This window comes from Pseudonocardia xinjiangensis, assembly GCF_050948425.1.
GTDB lineage: Bacteria > Actinomycetota > Actinomycetes > Mycobacteriales > Pseudonocardiaceae > Pseudonocardia > Pseudonocardia xinjiangensis.
The window spans coordinates 7,764,018-7,778,172 of record NZ_CP192009.1; the positions used below are offsets into that span (position 1 = coordinate 7,764,018).

A 14,155-nucleotide genomic window follows, 5' to 3' on the forward strand; every position below is an offset into this window, starting at 1 on the left:
GACAGCGGCCCCGTGACCCGCTCGGCGCAGTCGCCGAAAGCTCACCTATCCGTTCTGACCTGGGCCGCCAGTGCGGACCTCGTGGACACCCCCAGCTTCGCGAACGCCCGTCCGAGGTGCGTCTCGACCGTCTTCACCGAGAGCATCAGCTCCTCGGCGATCTCACGGTTGGTGTGGCCGCTCGCGACGAGCTGGGCGATCTGGTGCTCGCGGGGGCTCAGCACGTCCCGCGCGCTGTTCCCGGCGCCGCCGCCACCCCCGCAGCGGATCCCGCGGAGCAGGGCGTCCGCCTGCGCGCCGAGCGCCGTGGCTCCGCACCCGGCCAGCACGGCCGCCGCCGCTGTCAGCTCGGCAGCGGCCCGGGACCGCTGGCCCGCGGCACCGAGCGCGATGCCGGCGAGGGTGCGGGAGCGGGCCGCCTCCACCGGGTTGCCGGCGCGTTCGAGCAGCTCGGCGGACCGCAGGGCCGTACCGGCCGCGGGGGCGTGCTCGCGGTGGGCGTTGCGGACGGCCGCTGCCGCTCGCAGCGCCCAGCCCGTGCGGCCGGCGAGACCGAGACCTGCTGCCGCCAGCTCCGCCCGTTCGGCCCAGCCGGTCGCGTCGGCCCGCCGGCCGGCCCGGATCGCGGCCTCGGTGAGCAGCGCGAACCAGTAGGGCCGCCTGCTGTGCACGATCCGGGGCAGGTCCGGACCGCCACCCGCGTCCTGGAGCGCCGCGATCCCGGCGTCGTGGTCACCGGCCGCGAGCCGCACCTCGGCGACCGTCGCCATGACCTCGGGCGTGGCTCCCGTGAGACCACGGGTCTGCTCGCCCAGCCGGGTGGCGACGGTCAGGTCGCCCGCGACGACCGCGGCGGCGCAGCGGCTCCCCAGCGCGCGCACCCGGCTGTCCGCCACGCCGCTCGAGCACGCGCAGGCGATGGCCTCGTCGCCGGCCCGGGCGGCGTCGACCAGCGCGCCGGTCCAGGTCAGCACGGCGGCAAGGCCGGTATGGATCTCGGGCAGCAGGTACGCCTGTCCGGTTCGGCCGGCGAGAGCGAGCGCCCTGCGCAGGTGGGCGCACGCCGGTCCGGGTCGCTCGATCGTGGTCTCGCTCCAGCCCAGCAGCGCCACGGCGTCGACGTGCGCGGCGATGACGTCGTCGGGGAGGGGGTCGAGCAGGGCGCTCGCCTCGTCGGCCGCCGTCCTGGTCTCGGCCACGGCGCCTGAGCGGCCGCCGGCACCGGCCAGCAACGCCGCGGCAACCCCGCGCAGCACCGGATCCCCAGCCGCGACCCGCGCCCGACCGGCCCAGCGGGACGCCTCCTCGTGGTCGGAACCCCACAGGTGCACCGTGGCGATGGCGAGCCGCAGCCGGGAGGCGGTGGCCGACAGCGGGTCGGGCAGGGCGGCCAGGGCCTGCGTGAGCAGCCGCACCGCGTCCGGTCCGCGGTGCGGGCGCCGTTCGGCCGTCGCGCGGGCGGGCGTGCGCCGCGCGGGCACGGGGTGGACAGATCCGCTGTCCCGCACGCCCGGACGGGCCGCTCCGCGGGCGGCCCGGCGCAGCACCGGGTGTCGGAACGCGAACCGCCGGGGCACCTCGGTCCCGCGCACGACGTCGCGCCGGCACAGCTCGTCGAGCAGGTCGAGCGCCTCGCCCTCCGGCAGGGGGACGCCGGCCGCCGCCGATCCGGCGTCGAACGGGTCCCCGACGGCGGCGGCGGCGGAGAGCAGCAGAGCGGCGGCAGCCGGCAGGTCGCACAGCTCCTCCCGCAGCGACGCGACGATGGCCGGTGGGGCCCCGGTCCCGTGGCCCGGTGTTCGTGCGAGCTGGTGGAGGTAGAACGGGTTGCCCCCGCTCTCGGCGATGGCGCGGGCCCGGTCCGGTTCGGCGACGGCGCCCCCGAGCAGCGCCGCGGCGTCCTCGGCCGGCAACGGACCGAGCTCCACCGTGTCGAGCGAGCGGCACCGCTGCGCGGCGTGCAGGGTGCGTAGCAGCGCGGGCGAGGCGTATCGCGGCCGCAGCGCCAGGCCGAGCAGCACCGGCGCGCCAGGAGGGTGGCGCAGCAGGTGGCCGACCAGTTCGACCGTGGCCGGGTCGGCGCGGTGCGCGTCGTCGAGCACGAGCAGGAGCGGTGCTCCCTCGGGCAGTCCCGACAGCAGCCTGCTGACGACCTTGTGCCTGCGGTGGCGGCCGGCCCCCGCTCCCACCGGTACCCCGAAGAGCCGGGCCTGGTCGCCGGGGGCGCGATCGGTCCGGACGAGGAACCCGGCGGCCTCGGCGGTGGCGGCCAGGTGCTCCAGCAGCAGGGTCTTGCCGATGCCGGGCTCGCCGCGCACCGCGAGGGCGCGCGGCGAGCCCGCCGCAACCTCGGCCACGAGAATGTCGGCGAAGGCCTGCTCGACCTCGCGACCGACCATCGCGTGGGTCCTCCCGTCGTGGTTGCGTCGGCCCGGACACCCCCACGGACCGGGCCACCAGCAGCCTGACCCGGAAGCCGTCGACCGGCCATCCGGGATTACCCCTACGCGCGGTGTCGTCCCGCACAGGGGTCCCGGGCGGGGTCAACGGGACGGGACGAGAAGGCCGCCGACAGCCGCGCGGGTGCGGGCACCGACCTTGCCGAGCACCCGGGAGACGTATCGCTCGACGGTCTTCTCGGCCAGGTGCAGCTCCGCCCCGATCTCCCGGTTCGTCCGGCCCTCCGCCACCAGTGCGGCCACCTCCCCCTCCCGGTCGGTGAGCCGAGCCGGCCTGGGACGGTCCGGCGGGCCGGGCACGCCCGGCCGGGTCACGTCCGCACCCCTCCGTCCCGCGGTGGGCTCGACCGCCGCGAGCGTGAGGATCTCCCCGACGACGGCGCCGGCGGCGTCGGCGGCGTCGGGACCGCCGGCATCCTCGAGCGCGGTGGCCCGGCACCCGAGCAGGACGGCCCGTTCGACGATGGCGGCGTCGGGCAGCAGTCGCAGCGCGTCCGCGTACCACCGCGCCGCGGTGCCGGGAGCCCGCGGCGCCACGTCCGCCGCGGCGCGGGCGAGCAGGGTGGCAGCCGCGCGGTCACCCACCGCCGCGGCCTGCGCGACGTGGTGAGCGCATGCGGACGGCGGTGCCCCGGACCGCTCGAGCACCGCGGCGATCCGCCCGTGCGCCCGCGCGGTCCATCCCGGCCCGGTGTGCTCGCGGACGACCCGACGCACGAGCGGGTGCCGGAACCGGAACGCCCCGGGCAGGCCCGCCGGGTGCACCAGGTTCGCCTCGACCAGCACATCCAGGACGTCCGCGGTCCGGTGCCGCCACGGCGAGACCGATGCCACGCCCGACGCCGCCACGGCCGGCTCGAGGTCGAAGGGGTCACCGGCGACCGCTGCGCCCTCCAGCAGCCGTCGTGCCGTCGGGTCGAGCTGCTCGACCTCCTCGAGTACCAGCTCCGCCACCGGCCGCGGCACGCCCGCACCGTGCCGGGCCATCTGCAGGAGGTGGAAGGGGTTGCCACCGCACTCGCGGACCAGCGCCGCGCGCCGGGACCGGGCCGCCCCGGACACGAGCTGCGCGGCTGCGTCGTCGTCGAGCGGCCCGAGCTCGACACGCTCGACGAGTCCGGAAACGACCCCGCGGTCCAGCGCGCGGGCCAACCGCTCCCGCGCCGGGAACCGGCGGTGGGCCAGTACGAGCTGCACGGCCGCCCGGGGCGCCGCGCGGAGCAGGTCGACCAGCAGCTCGGCCGACGCGGCGTCGGCCCACTGGACGTCGTCGAGCGCGAGCACCACGGGCCGTCCGGCCGCGAGCCGTTCCAGGAGCGACCGGACGGCGAGGCGGCGTGGGCCGAGCCCGGTCACGAGCCCGGTCAGATCGGCGGTGGGCAGGCAGGGCCCCAGCGCGTCGACGACCAGGGCGTACGGGCTGTCCTGCTCGAACTCGGCGGCACGTGCGCCGAGGACCAGCGCCCCGGCCCGCTCCGCCTGGTCCGTGAGCACCCGCACCAGTGAGGTCTTGCCGATCCCGGGCTCACCCACCAGCTCCACGACGACGGGACCGCCTGCCGGGGACGCGTGTCTGCCCCGCGCGTGATCGAGCCGGGCGAGCTCGCGCGCCCGTCCGACGAGCTGCCCTTCCGACCCCGGCATACGCCACCCCTGGTCCTGGAGGATCCGGGCGACGCTACCCGCCGAGCCGAGGTTGCGGGGTCTCCCGGATACCGGCCGCTCGCCCGGGCGCCGCAGGGTCGGGGCCACCGTACTTCCCGGGAAGGCTGACATGGACCCGTCGATCACGTTCTACCAGACCCTCAGCAGCACCAGCTTCACGCTGCTCGGGCTCTGGTTCGGGGTCATGCAGTTCGCCCACGGCGGATGGCGGACCGATCCCGAACGGCACGCGAGCACCTTGCACCTGGCACTCAAGTTCTTCCTGCCCGCCGTGATGGGCCTGGCCTCGCTGCTGGCCTCGGCGAACGACGGCGGCCTGATCTGGCGGTGCACGTTCGCTCTGGGCGGCCTGATCGGTCTGGTCGAGTCGGTGCGGTACCTGCGCCGGGCCGGCGGGCCGACGGGGCGCATCACCGTCCGGACCCTGTCGATGGCCGACCCGCTGCTCTACGCACTCGTGGCGGCAGCCGCGTTCATCCCGCCGGGGACGACACGGCTCACCCCTCTGCAGATCGAGGGCATGGTCACCGGGCTGCTGTTCGTCACCGGCCTCGTCTCGGTCTGGGTGGCCTTCGCCGAGCGGGCGGCCGAGAAGGAGACCGCCGGCTCGGCGGAGTAGTCACGCGTCAGGGCTTGCGGGCGTAGAGACGCAGGTTGCGGATGTCATAGGTGAACAGCTCCTCCACCACGAAGAACTCCGCGACGGCCGCACGCAACGACTCCGCGTCGAACAGCGTGTGGTGGGCATTCCAGATCCACAGCGGCACCCCCCGCGCGTCCACGCCCTGGTGCGCCTCCCGCTCGGAGTGGCCACCGAGGATCCAGTAGTTCGCCTCCGCGGTGTCGATCGTGCCCTCCACCCACTGCGTGGCGACGAACCGTGCGTCCGGGACCCCGATGTCGATCTCCGCGCCGGTGCGCAGCACGCGGGCCCACTCCCGCAGGGTCTCCCGGACGAGCTCGTAGCTCTGGTGCTCGAGCACGTGGTTGGCCCGCAGCGCGTCGAGCGAACCCGAGGCGAACGGGAGGCGGTCGATCGCGCACCGGACCTCGATGTCGGGCAGCGCGAGCACGTCGACGTGCAGGTCGTAGTCGGGATGCGGCTTCTCCCCGGCGCCGATCTCCAGTCTCATGCGGTCGGTGGGGTGAGCTTCTTGAGGACCTTCGCCGGACGCCCTGCCACCACCGTGTAGGGCTCCACGTCCTCGCGCACCAGCGACCCACCCGCGACGACGGCGTGCTCGCCGATCGTCACGGGGCCGAACACGGTGACCCCGCTGGCGAGCCAGACGCCGTCGCCGATCACCACGTCGCGACCGGACCGGGGGAAGGCGAGCTGCCGGTCGTGGCCGAACTGGTTGATGTCGTGGGTGCCGGTGAGCACCGAGACGTCGTGACCGAAGAACGCGTACTCGCCGATGGTGATCGTGCCGCCGGACATGTTGAACAGCGCGTTGTTGACCACGGCGGTGTCCGGGATGCGCAGGCGTGAGCGATCCCCGTGCCAGCGGTAGGAGTACAGCGCGTCGAGCTTCAGTTCCTGGACCTGTCGGGCCACCTGTTCCGCGACCAGCGCATCGAGCGGACCGCGCAGGGCGCGGGTGATCAGGCGGTCAAGCAGTCGCATGCGGTTTGCCCTCCGGCATCCTCGTCGGTGCCGGAATGGTGGCATACCGGCGCACCGGACAGCAGCAGCTCCAGCCTCCGGGCGAGTGCGTCGATCCCGAAGTGGGTGCGGGCGATCGCCTCGTTGTGGTCGAGCAGTGACGGGTCCGGGTCTGCGAGCCAGGCCCGCAGCGGCTCGGGGTCGGCGGCGGGGAACCACCGGAACCCGAACGCGGCGAGCTCGCGGGCCACCGGGAAGTCGCCGACCGCGATCGGCTTGCGGTGCAGCGCCGACTCGATCAAGGGCAGCCCGAAACCCTCCCAGGACGACGGGAACACCACCGCGTCGCACGCCGCGTAGGCCGCGGCCATGTCGGTGCCGTCCGGGAGCCTGCGGCGCACCGGAACGCGGGCCTCCCGCAGGAGCCGGGCGAGGTCGGCCGCGTACCCGTCCTCGGCCGGACCGGTGAGCCAGAACGTGCCGCCGAGCGACTCGGCGAGCGCCAGCCCGACGTCGACGTGCTTCCGGGCGATCGCGCGGGTGGGCTGCAGCAGGAGGGGCCCGGCGGGGACGTCGAGCCGGGCGCGCAGCCCGTCGCGGTCCTCGGGACGCGGCGTCTCGTCGAAGCCGTGGTAGACGGTGGTGGCGAGGATGCCCCGCCGGTCCGAGAGCGAGCGCCGCGCCATGTCGTTGACGGTGACGTGGTGCCACGACGGGTCGTCCGGCGGCCAGGTCGTGACCCCGGCGTACCGCTCGCGCTCCCACGGCAGGTCGTGGTGGCGCAGCACGGCGGGACGGCCTCGCAGGTACTCGGCCACCGCCTCCCCGGCCGCCTGGTTCATCGGCAGCGAGCACACGTTGTCGGCGACCACCACGTCGACGTCCGCCAGCGCCGCATCCAGCAGTCGCCTCGACGGCGGCTGCGCGTCGTCCAGCGCGAGGCCGGGCACGAGCACGTCGGGCCGCCCGTCGCCGGCGACCAGGCGCACCCGCATCCCGAGCCGTCGGAAGGCGGTCGCCCACTGCGCCGCCGTGACCGACACACCGTCGGCCATCCCGAGGCGGTAGGAGACGATCGCCACCCGCTGCCCGAAGAGGTTCGACATCCGCGCATCGTCCCTGGGTCGCATCACCACAGCATGACCTGTGGGTTGCGGCGGCGTGCTGCCGATCTTCAGATTCTCGGCAGCCGTCCCATCAGGAAGAACTCCGGGTTCGGTCGCAGCGCCGTGAGGTGGGCCAGCCGGTTGGACATCGCGAACAGCGCGGTGATGGCCCCGACGTCCCAGATCTCGTCCTCGGAGAGTCCTGCGATGCGGGCGTCGTCGAGCTCGGCGTCGGTGAGCGAGGCGGAGTCGGTGGCGACGAGCAGCGCCAGATCGACGATCGCGCGCTCCCGTGGGCTCAGCTCGACCCCCCACGGGTTCGTCGCCACCCGGTCGGCGATCTCGGCATCCTTCGCCCGGACCCGGAGGATCGCACCGTGGGCGACGACGCAGTAGGTGCAGTTGTTGGCGCCGGACGTCGCCACCACCACCAGCTCACGCTCGGCCCTGCTCAGTCCGACATCGGAGTCCATCAGGGCATCGTGGTAGTCCAGGAAGGCCCGCAGCTCGGCCGGTCTGCGGGCGAGAGCCCGGAACACGTTCGGTACGAACCCCGACTTCTCGGTGATCTTCTCGATCCGCTTGCGGAGATCGTCCGGCATGTCCTCCAGCTCGACATGGCCGAACCGACTCACGGGGTGCGGCGAAGCACTCATAACTCTCGACGGTAGCCCTCGGAAGCGCCACGATGCGCTCATGGACGTGCCCGAGGAGATCCGCAGCCGGTTGTCCCAGTGGTGCGCTGATGTCGTCCCCGATGCCGAGCGCGAGCAACAGCGGCTCGGCTACACGATCCAGGGCGACGAGGTCACGATCCTCGACCGCAGGCCGCCCACCTACCCCGAGCTCGAGGTGGAGTGGTCGGCCACCCCGGTGGCGCTGCTGCGCCTCGAGGACGACGGCGGGTGGGTGCTCTACCGGGCGGCGGCCGACGGCGGCTGGCAGCACGAGACGGCAGGCCCGGACCCGATCGCGCTGCTGGAGCAGGTGCGCGACTGAGCGTCCGGCGCCGGGCGGTTCAGGCCCCGGCCTGACCGACCCGCGCCGTCTTGCGGCCGGCGCCGGCCAGCGGCACCACACGGGCACCGCCGGTGGGACCACTGCGGATCACCAGCGCCGACGCCCGTCGCAGCACGCTCGCCAGCGTGGGGGTGTCGGTGTCGCCCTGCGGCTCGTCGGTGGCGACCACCGCGAACATCCGCGGGGCCACGGCGGTGAGCAGCAGCCGCTCGACCCCGAGCCCGCCCGCCCCGAGCACCAGCACGACGTCGGCGCTGTCTGCCGGCGGGACCGCCGTGAGGAGCGCCTCCACCGGCAGGAACACGACGAGGCCGAGCGCCGCCGGATCGGTCCGGGCCAGCGTGGTCCAGGCGTCGGCGAGCTGCGGCGCATCCGCACCCAGCCGTTGCAGCAACCCGACCTGGAGGTTCTCGTCGTGCACGTCGCGCCGGGCCGCCGCGAGCGCGTCGACGGCCGCGGCGTACCCGGCCGCGTCGCGCTGCCGCAGTGCGGCGGCGGCCATCTCGTACTCGGGTGCCGGGACCGTGCCGGCGCGGGCGGCCACGTCGTCGGCCATGGCGTCGAGCCGGCGTCCGGCCACGATGGCCGAGCCGTGGTCGGCGTACTCGAGGATGGCGCCGGCGATCTCCTCGGCCGACTCCACGTTCGGAACCGACAGCGGCGAGTTGGGCGCGAGGAACAGCACGTCGTGGCGGAGCGCCCCCACCGAACGAGCCGCTGCGGCGACCTTGACCAGGCCGTCGGCCAGCTCGGCCAGCTCGCCCTCACCGCGCGGCAGGGGAAGGCCGAGCTCGGCGCAGCCCGCGGCGATGCGGTTGCGCCGTTCGCCGAGCTCGAGGTGCTCGATCACGCGGTGGACGTCGTCGGCCGTCTCCGGCGTCCGCGGCCCGACCCGGGCCAGCGCCAGGATCGGCCGTACCTCACGTTGCACGGTGTTGCGGAAGTAGCCGCCCCGGGCCCGGCCCCCGGACTCGAGGTGCTCGCGGTAGCGGCGCAGGACCTCGAACGCGTCGGGCGGCGGTGGCCCCGACAAGGTGACGGGCGGCAGGTGGCGCGTCCGGTCCAGGACCGTGACCACCTGCGCGGTGTCCTCCAGCATCCGGTCGAAGATCGCGCGGTGGTGGCCGTAGATCAGGTTCGACAGCAGCGTCCACGCCCACGGGTGCTCCCAGCGCGCGGGCAGTGCCCCGAGCGAGCGGTTCACGCACCGGGCGACCGAGGTGACAGCGCTGCGGCGCTCCGGATCGAGGTCCGACAGGAGCGTGGGCACCATCCACGTACCCTCGCCCGTCCCGACCGTGTCGTCGGCCTGGGCGCACAAGGCGGCGACCTCGTGCGGCGAGGGCAGCATCCCGTCCGCCGGGAGCTCCTGGCCGGCCCGGGCGCGTCGTTCCGGCGTGGAGGTGGCCAGCAGCCTGCGCAGCTCACGCAGCTCCGCCGGGGTGAGCTGCGGTAGCGCGTCGAGGGCCCGGGACACCGAGTCGGCGGGCAGCGCCTCGCGCACCGCGGTCAGCTCCGCTGGGTCGGTGGCGGTGACGACGATGCGTCGGCCGTCGGCCAGCAGGGCGGCCACCGCACGTGCCACCGCGGCCGCGTCGAAGTCCTCGAGGAGGACGAGGGTGTTGTCCCGCATCGCCGAGACGATCGAGCGAGGGTCCTCGGCCGGGCGACGCGGGGGTGGCGGCAGCTCGGCCACGGACGCGGCGAGAGCCTCGGCCAGCCTGCGCAGCCCCGGCGGGGGCGCGCCCGAAGCGATCGTCCGGCGGATCTGCGCCTGCGCCGACGTGGTGGCGTGGTCCGGCCCCGCAGCGGCCAGGCGGTCGACGAAGACGGCGAGATCGGCGTCGTCCTCGCCGTTCTGGTTCGCCGGTCCGACATCCAGCACGTGGTCACCTCCGACTGCCGCCGCCGAACGGCGACGGTCACCACTCGTATCGCGGGTGCCGTCGAGATGTTGCACCTGGGACTGGGATGCGGCAATCGGCGGGCGACCGAACGGTCCATGTTCAGCGATGTCCGGTCACCCTGTCGAGTGGAAAACGAGGCACGTCCGAAAGGTCAGACCTCAGGAGGGACGAGTCGGCGCAAACGTCCCGGCATCACGGCCGAACGGTCGGAATCCGTCGCCGGGCGGCGTCATCGCGTCGACATTCCGGCCGTCGCGGTGACCGGCTCAGGACGAGGGTCCGGGTCCGCGTCGGCGTGGTAGTCACCAGGAGCGGTGCTGTCCTCGCCCTCCGCCACGCCGGCCGAGCGCAGGGCGAACGTGGCCACCACCGACACCACCAGGTTCACCACCAGGGCGACGAACCCGACGTAGATCTGGACCGGCGAGCCGGCGAACGGGTGCCAGCCGAGGAGTGTGAGCCGGTCGAGGGCGAGTGCCGAGCCGCCGAAGTGGACGCTCCCCGTCGCCGGGTTCGGGATGATCCACAGCAGGTACAGGGCATAGCTCATCCCGGCCACCCACCCGGCCACCAGCGCCCAGCAGTGCAGCCAGCGCGTGTAGAGCGCGATCGCGACGGCGGGCAGGGTCTGGATGATGATCACGCCGCCGATGAGCTGCAGGTCGACGGAGAACTGCGGGTCGATGAGCACGATGCACAGCACGGCACCGACCTTGACCAGCAGCGAGGCGAGCTTGGCCTGCTTGGCCTCCTGGACCGGCGTGGCGTCGGGGCGCAGGTACTCCTTGTAGATGTTGCGCGTCCAGAGGTTCGCGGCGGCGATGGACATGATCGCCGCGGGGACCAGTGCGCCGATGCCGATCGCGGCGAACGCGATGCCGCTGAACAGAGAACCGAACTGTTCGGCGAAGAGCATCGGGATGATCGTGTTGGTGTCCGGCCGGCCGGTGGCGTTGTTCGTGATGGGCTGCACGTGGGCGGCGATCGCGACGTAGCCGAGCAGCAGGAGCAGGCCCAGCAGGAACGAGTACGCCGGCAGGGCCACCATGTTGCGCCGCACCACGTCGCGCCGGCGGGAGGCCAGCACGCCGGTGAGCGCGTGCGGGTAGAGGAACAACGCCAGCGCCGACCCGAACGCCAGGGTGATGTACTGCAGCTGGTTGTTGCCGCCCAGCAGCACCCCGTCGGCGGGCGACGGGGTCGCGGCGAACTTCGCGTCCGCCGCTCCGAAGATCGACGACCAGCCGCCGAGCCGGATCGGCAGGTAGATCACGGCCACCAGCACCACGATGTAGATCAGGATGTCCTTGACGAACGCGATCAGCGCCGGTGCCCGCAGGCCCGACTGGTACGTGTAGGCGGCGAGGACCAGGAACGCGATCAGCAACGGCAGGTGTCCGAGCAGCCCGGCACCGTTGAGACCCATCGTGCGCAGCACGGCCTCGAGCCCGGCGAGCTGCAGCGCGATGTAGGGCATCGTGGCGACGAGCCCGGTGATCGCCACCAGCAGCGCCAGCGTGGGGCTGCCGTAGCGACCACGCACGAAGTCGGCGGGGGTGACGTATCCGTGCACCCGCGCCACCGACCACATCCGCAGCAGCGGCAGGAACACCAGCGGGTAGGCGACCACGGCGTACGGCAGCGCGAAGAAGCCGGTCGCGCCGGCGCCGAACAGCAACGCGGGCACGGCGACGAACGTGTAGGCGGTGTAGAGGTCACCGCCGATGAGGAACCAGGTGATCCAGGAGCCGAACCGGCGCCCGCCGAGGCCCCACTCCTCGAGATGGTCGAGCGACGGGGCCGCCCGCCAGCGCGCCGCCAGGAACCCCAGCGCGGACACACCGACGAACAGCACCGTGAAGACGACGAGCTCAGGAACGCGGATCACCGGGGCGCACCGGTGTCGAGGGCGTCGACGTCATCGGGGCCGGCCGGAACGCTCGGGCCCCGCTCGCCGCGGGTGCGCACGTGGACCACAGCCACGAGGGCGACGCTGAAGGGCACCCAGGCCAGCTGCACCCAGTAGAAGAACGGCATCCCGAGGAGCCGGGGTTCGGCGACGTTGATCCACGGCGTGCCGAGAATCAGGAACGGAACGAGGAGGAGCAGATTCCACGCATTCCGGCGCAATTCGCCCGAACCGTTCCCACGATCAGCAGAACCCGACATCCGTTCCCCCCGATCAGAAAGCCCACGTGATCGTAGGGAAACCGGAACGGGCGGGCCGCATGGCGATGGTCACACCATGCGGCCCGCCGGATCGGTCACATGCCGAGGCGCAGCTTCAGTGCCTCCAGCTCGTCGCGCATCGACGTGGGCAGCTGGTCGCCGACCACCTCGAACCACTCCTCGATCAGCGGGATCTCGGCCTTCCACTCCTCGGGGTCGACGGCCAGCGCCGCCTCGATGTCGGCGAGCGGCGCGTCGAGGCCCTCGAGGTCGAGCTGGTCGGCGGTGGGGACGTAGCCCACAGCCGTCTCGGTGGCCGCGGCCGTGCCCTCGATCCGCTCGATCGCCCACTTCAGCACGCGGGAGTTCTCGCCGAAGCCGGGCCACAGGAACTGGCCGTCCTCACCGCGGCGGAACCAGTTGACGTAGAAGATCCGCGGCAGCTTGTCGGCGTCGGCGTTCTTGCCGAGGTTCACCCAGTGCTGGAAGTAGGAGCCGACGTTGTAGCCGAGGAACGGCAGCATCGCCATCGGGTCGCGGCGGACCTGGCCGAGACCACCCTTGGCAGCAGCGGTCTTCTCACTCGACATCGTCGCGCCCATGAAGGTGCCGTGCTGCCAGTCGCGGGCCTCCGTGACCAGCGGCACCGTGGTCTTGCGCCGTCCACCGAACAGGATCGCCGAAATCGGCACACCCTGCGGGTCCTCCCATTCCGGCGCCACGACGGGGCACTGGGAGATCGGCGTGGTGTAGCGCGAGTTCGGGTGCGCGGCCGGCTTGTCGGAATCGGGCGTCCAGTCCTCGCCGGTCCACGACGTCAGGTGCTGCGGGTCACCTTCGAGGCCTTCCCACCAGACATCGCCGTCGTCGGTCCGGGCGACGTTGGTGAACAGCGAGTTCCCCTTCTCGATGGTGCGCATCGCGTTGGGGTTGGTCTTCCAGTTGGTGCCGGGTGCGACACCGAAGAATCCGTACTCCGGGTTCACCGCGTAGAGCCGGCCGTCCTCGCCGAAACGCATCCAGGCGATGTCGTCGCCCACGGTCTCGGCCCGCCAACCGGGCACGGTCGGCTGCAGCATCGCGAGGTTCGTCTTTCCGCATGCGGAGGGGAATGCCGCCGCGACGTAGTACGCCTTCTCCTCGGGGCTGATCAGCTTGAGGATCAGCATGTGCTCGGCCATCCAGCCCTCGTCCCGGGCCATCACCGAGGCGATCCGCAACGCGTAGCACTTCTTGCCGAGCAGGGCGTTGCCGCCGTAGCCGGAGCCGAAGCTCCAGATCTCGCGGGTCTCCGGGAAGTGGGTGATGTACTTCGTGTCGTTGCAGGGCCACGGGACGTCCTGCTGGCCCGGCTCGAGCGGCGCGCCGACGGAGTGCAGCGCGGGCACGAACTTGTCGCCCGCCGGTCCGTCGAACAACGGGAGCACCGCGGCCCCCATTCGCGTCATGATCCGCATCGACACGACGACGTACTCGGAGTCGGTGATCTCCACACCGAGGAAGGGCTCGTCGGCATCGAGGGGTCCCATGCAGAACGGGATGACGTACATCGTCCGGCCACGCATACAACCGCGGTACAGCGCGGTCATGGTGGCCTTCATCTCGGCCGGGTCCATCCAGTTGTTCGTGGGGCCCGCGTCGGCCTCGGTGAGCGAGCAGATGAAGGTGCGCTCCTCGACGCGCGCCACGTCGTCCGGGTCGGACGCCGCCCAGTAGGAGTTGGGTTTCTTCCGCTCGTCGAGCTTCACGAACGTGCCCGCCTCGACGAGCCGCGTGGTCATGCGATCCCACTCGTCGTCGGATCCGTCGCACCAGACGACGCGGTCGGGCGTGGTCAGATCGGCGACCTCGCGCACCCAGGACAGCAGGCGCTCGTTCTCGGTCGGCGCTTCGTCGATCCCTGAGACGGTCATCGCTGTCATGGTTTCCTCGCTTCTCGCCGGCGCCCCGGCCCCCTGGGAATGCTGCGCGCACCCGGACCGCCTGGGCCGGGTGTGCAGGTCAAAGATGAAAGCTGACGGTACCGCTGGTGTCCGGTTTCCCCCACCGCTGGCAGCTGTCGATTGACTCACAGGACCGATCATGTAATCGATTCAGAAGCACGGAAACGCTTTCCGTCGACAATGCGTCGAGGACCGGCCCGGAAGCCCGCTACCCCGCATGACCAGTGAGTTGTCCGGACCGCATGTGTGGCCGGGGCGACCGGCGACCCGGGTGGCAGAG

Annotated in this window: 12 protein-coding genes; 2 read left to right on the forward strand and 10 right to left on the reverse strand. The window is 72.9% G+C overall.

The window, feature by feature from the left end:
* Positions 1-41 precede the first annotated feature (41 nt).
* Positions 42-2,399 (reverse strand): LuxR C-terminal-related transcriptional regulator, encoded by a 2,358-nt coding sequence (locus tag ACQPZA_RS36750; RefSeq protein WP_433277149.1) that lies wholly within the window; start codon positions 2,397-2,399, stop codon positions 42-44.
* A 144-nt stretch (positions 2,400-2,543) separates the two neighbouring features.
* Positions 2,544-4,103, reverse strand: coding sequence for an AAA family ATPase (locus tag ACQPZA_RS36755; protein WP_433277151.1), 1,560 nt, complete (start codon positions 4,101-4,103; stop codon positions 2,544-2,546).
* 130 nt (positions 4,104-4,233) lie between these two features.
* On the opposite strand from ACQPZA_RS36755, the gene ACQPZA_RS36760 reads away from it, so the two are divergent.
* Positions 4,234-4,743 carry a hypothetical protein gene (locus ACQPZA_RS36760; RefSeq protein WP_433277153.1) on the forward strand — a complete coding sequence of 170 codons (510 nt, stop codon included), beginning with the start codon at positions 4,234-4,236 and terminating at the stop codon, positions 4,741-4,743.
* A gap of 7 nt (positions 4,744-4,750) precedes the next feature.
* Here the strand turns inward: ACQPZA_RS36760 and ACQPZA_RS36765 are convergent, their stop codons facing one another.
* The 4 genes from ACQPZA_RS36765 to ACQPZA_RS36780 are packed head-to-tail and all read right to left on the reverse strand — an operon-like array spanning position 4,751 to position 7,492.
* Positions 4,751-5,257: a class I SAM-dependent methyltransferase gene (locus tag ACQPZA_RS36765; protein ID WP_169398031.1), complete on the reverse strand. Its 507-nt coding sequence runs from the start codon at positions 5,255-5,257 to the stop codon at positions 4,751-4,753.
* Positions 5,254-5,751, reverse strand: coding sequence for an acyltransferase (locus ACQPZA_RS36770; RefSeq protein ID WP_169398030.1), 498 nt, complete (start codon positions 5,749-5,751; stop codon positions 5,254-5,256). The genes ACQPZA_RS36765 and ACQPZA_RS36770 overlap by 4 nt, the downstream gene beginning before the upstream one ends.
* Positions 5,730-6,860 (reverse strand): glycosyltransferase, encoded by a 1,131-nt coding sequence (locus tag ACQPZA_RS36775; RefSeq protein WP_433277156.1) that lies wholly within the window; start codon positions 6,858-6,860, stop codon positions 5,730-5,732. Before ACQPZA_RS36775 ends, ACQPZA_RS36770 begins: the two co-directional genes overlap by 22 nt.
* A gap of 44 nt (positions 6,861-6,904) precedes the next feature.
* Positions 6,905-7,492 (reverse strand): peroxidase-related enzyme, encoded by a 588-nt coding sequence (locus ACQPZA_RS36780; protein ID WP_169398028.1) that lies wholly within the window; start codon positions 7,490-7,492, stop codon positions 6,905-6,907.
* A 40-nt stretch (positions 7,493-7,532) separates the two neighbouring features.
* Between ACQPZA_RS36780 and ACQPZA_RS36785 the strand changes: the two genes are divergently transcribed.
* Positions 7,533-7,835, forward strand: a complete 303-nt coding sequence (locus tag ACQPZA_RS36785) for a hypothetical protein (protein ID WP_169398027.1) — start codon at positions 7,533-7,535, stop codon at positions 7,833-7,835.
* 19 nt (positions 7,836-7,854) lie between these two features.
* On the opposite strand, the gene ACQPZA_RS36790 is transcribed toward ACQPZA_RS36785, so the two are convergent.
* The 4 genes from ACQPZA_RS36790 to ACQPZA_RS36805 form a co-directional block, all read right to left on the reverse strand.
* The gene (locus ACQPZA_RS36790; RefSeq protein WP_433277158.1) at positions 7,855-9,741 is read right to left on the reverse strand and encodes a hypothetical protein; all 1,887 of its coding nucleotides are present in this window, start codon (positions 9,739-9,741) and stop codon (positions 7,855-7,857) included.
* 251 nt (positions 9,742-9,992) lie between these two features.
* Entirely contained in the window at positions 9,993-11,648 is a 1,656-nt protein-coding gene (mctP, locus tag ACQPZA_RS36795; RefSeq protein ID WP_433283135.1) for a monocarboxylate uptake permease MctP, read from the reverse strand.
* On the reverse strand, positions 11,648-11,893 hold the full coding sequence (locus ACQPZA_RS36800) for a DUF3311 domain-containing protein (protein ID WP_433277160.1): 246 nt from the start codon (positions 11,891-11,893) through the stop codon (positions 11,648-11,650). Before ACQPZA_RS36800 ends, mctP begins: the two co-directional genes overlap by 1 nt.
* Positions 11,894-12,027: 134 nt before the next feature.
* Positions 12,028-13,854 (reverse strand): phosphoenolpyruvate carboxykinase (GTP), encoded by a 1,827-nt coding sequence (locus ACQPZA_RS36805; RefSeq protein ID WP_169399378.1) that lies wholly within the window; start codon positions 13,852-13,854, stop codon positions 12,028-12,030.
* Positions 13,855-14,155: the final 301 nt, after the last annotated feature.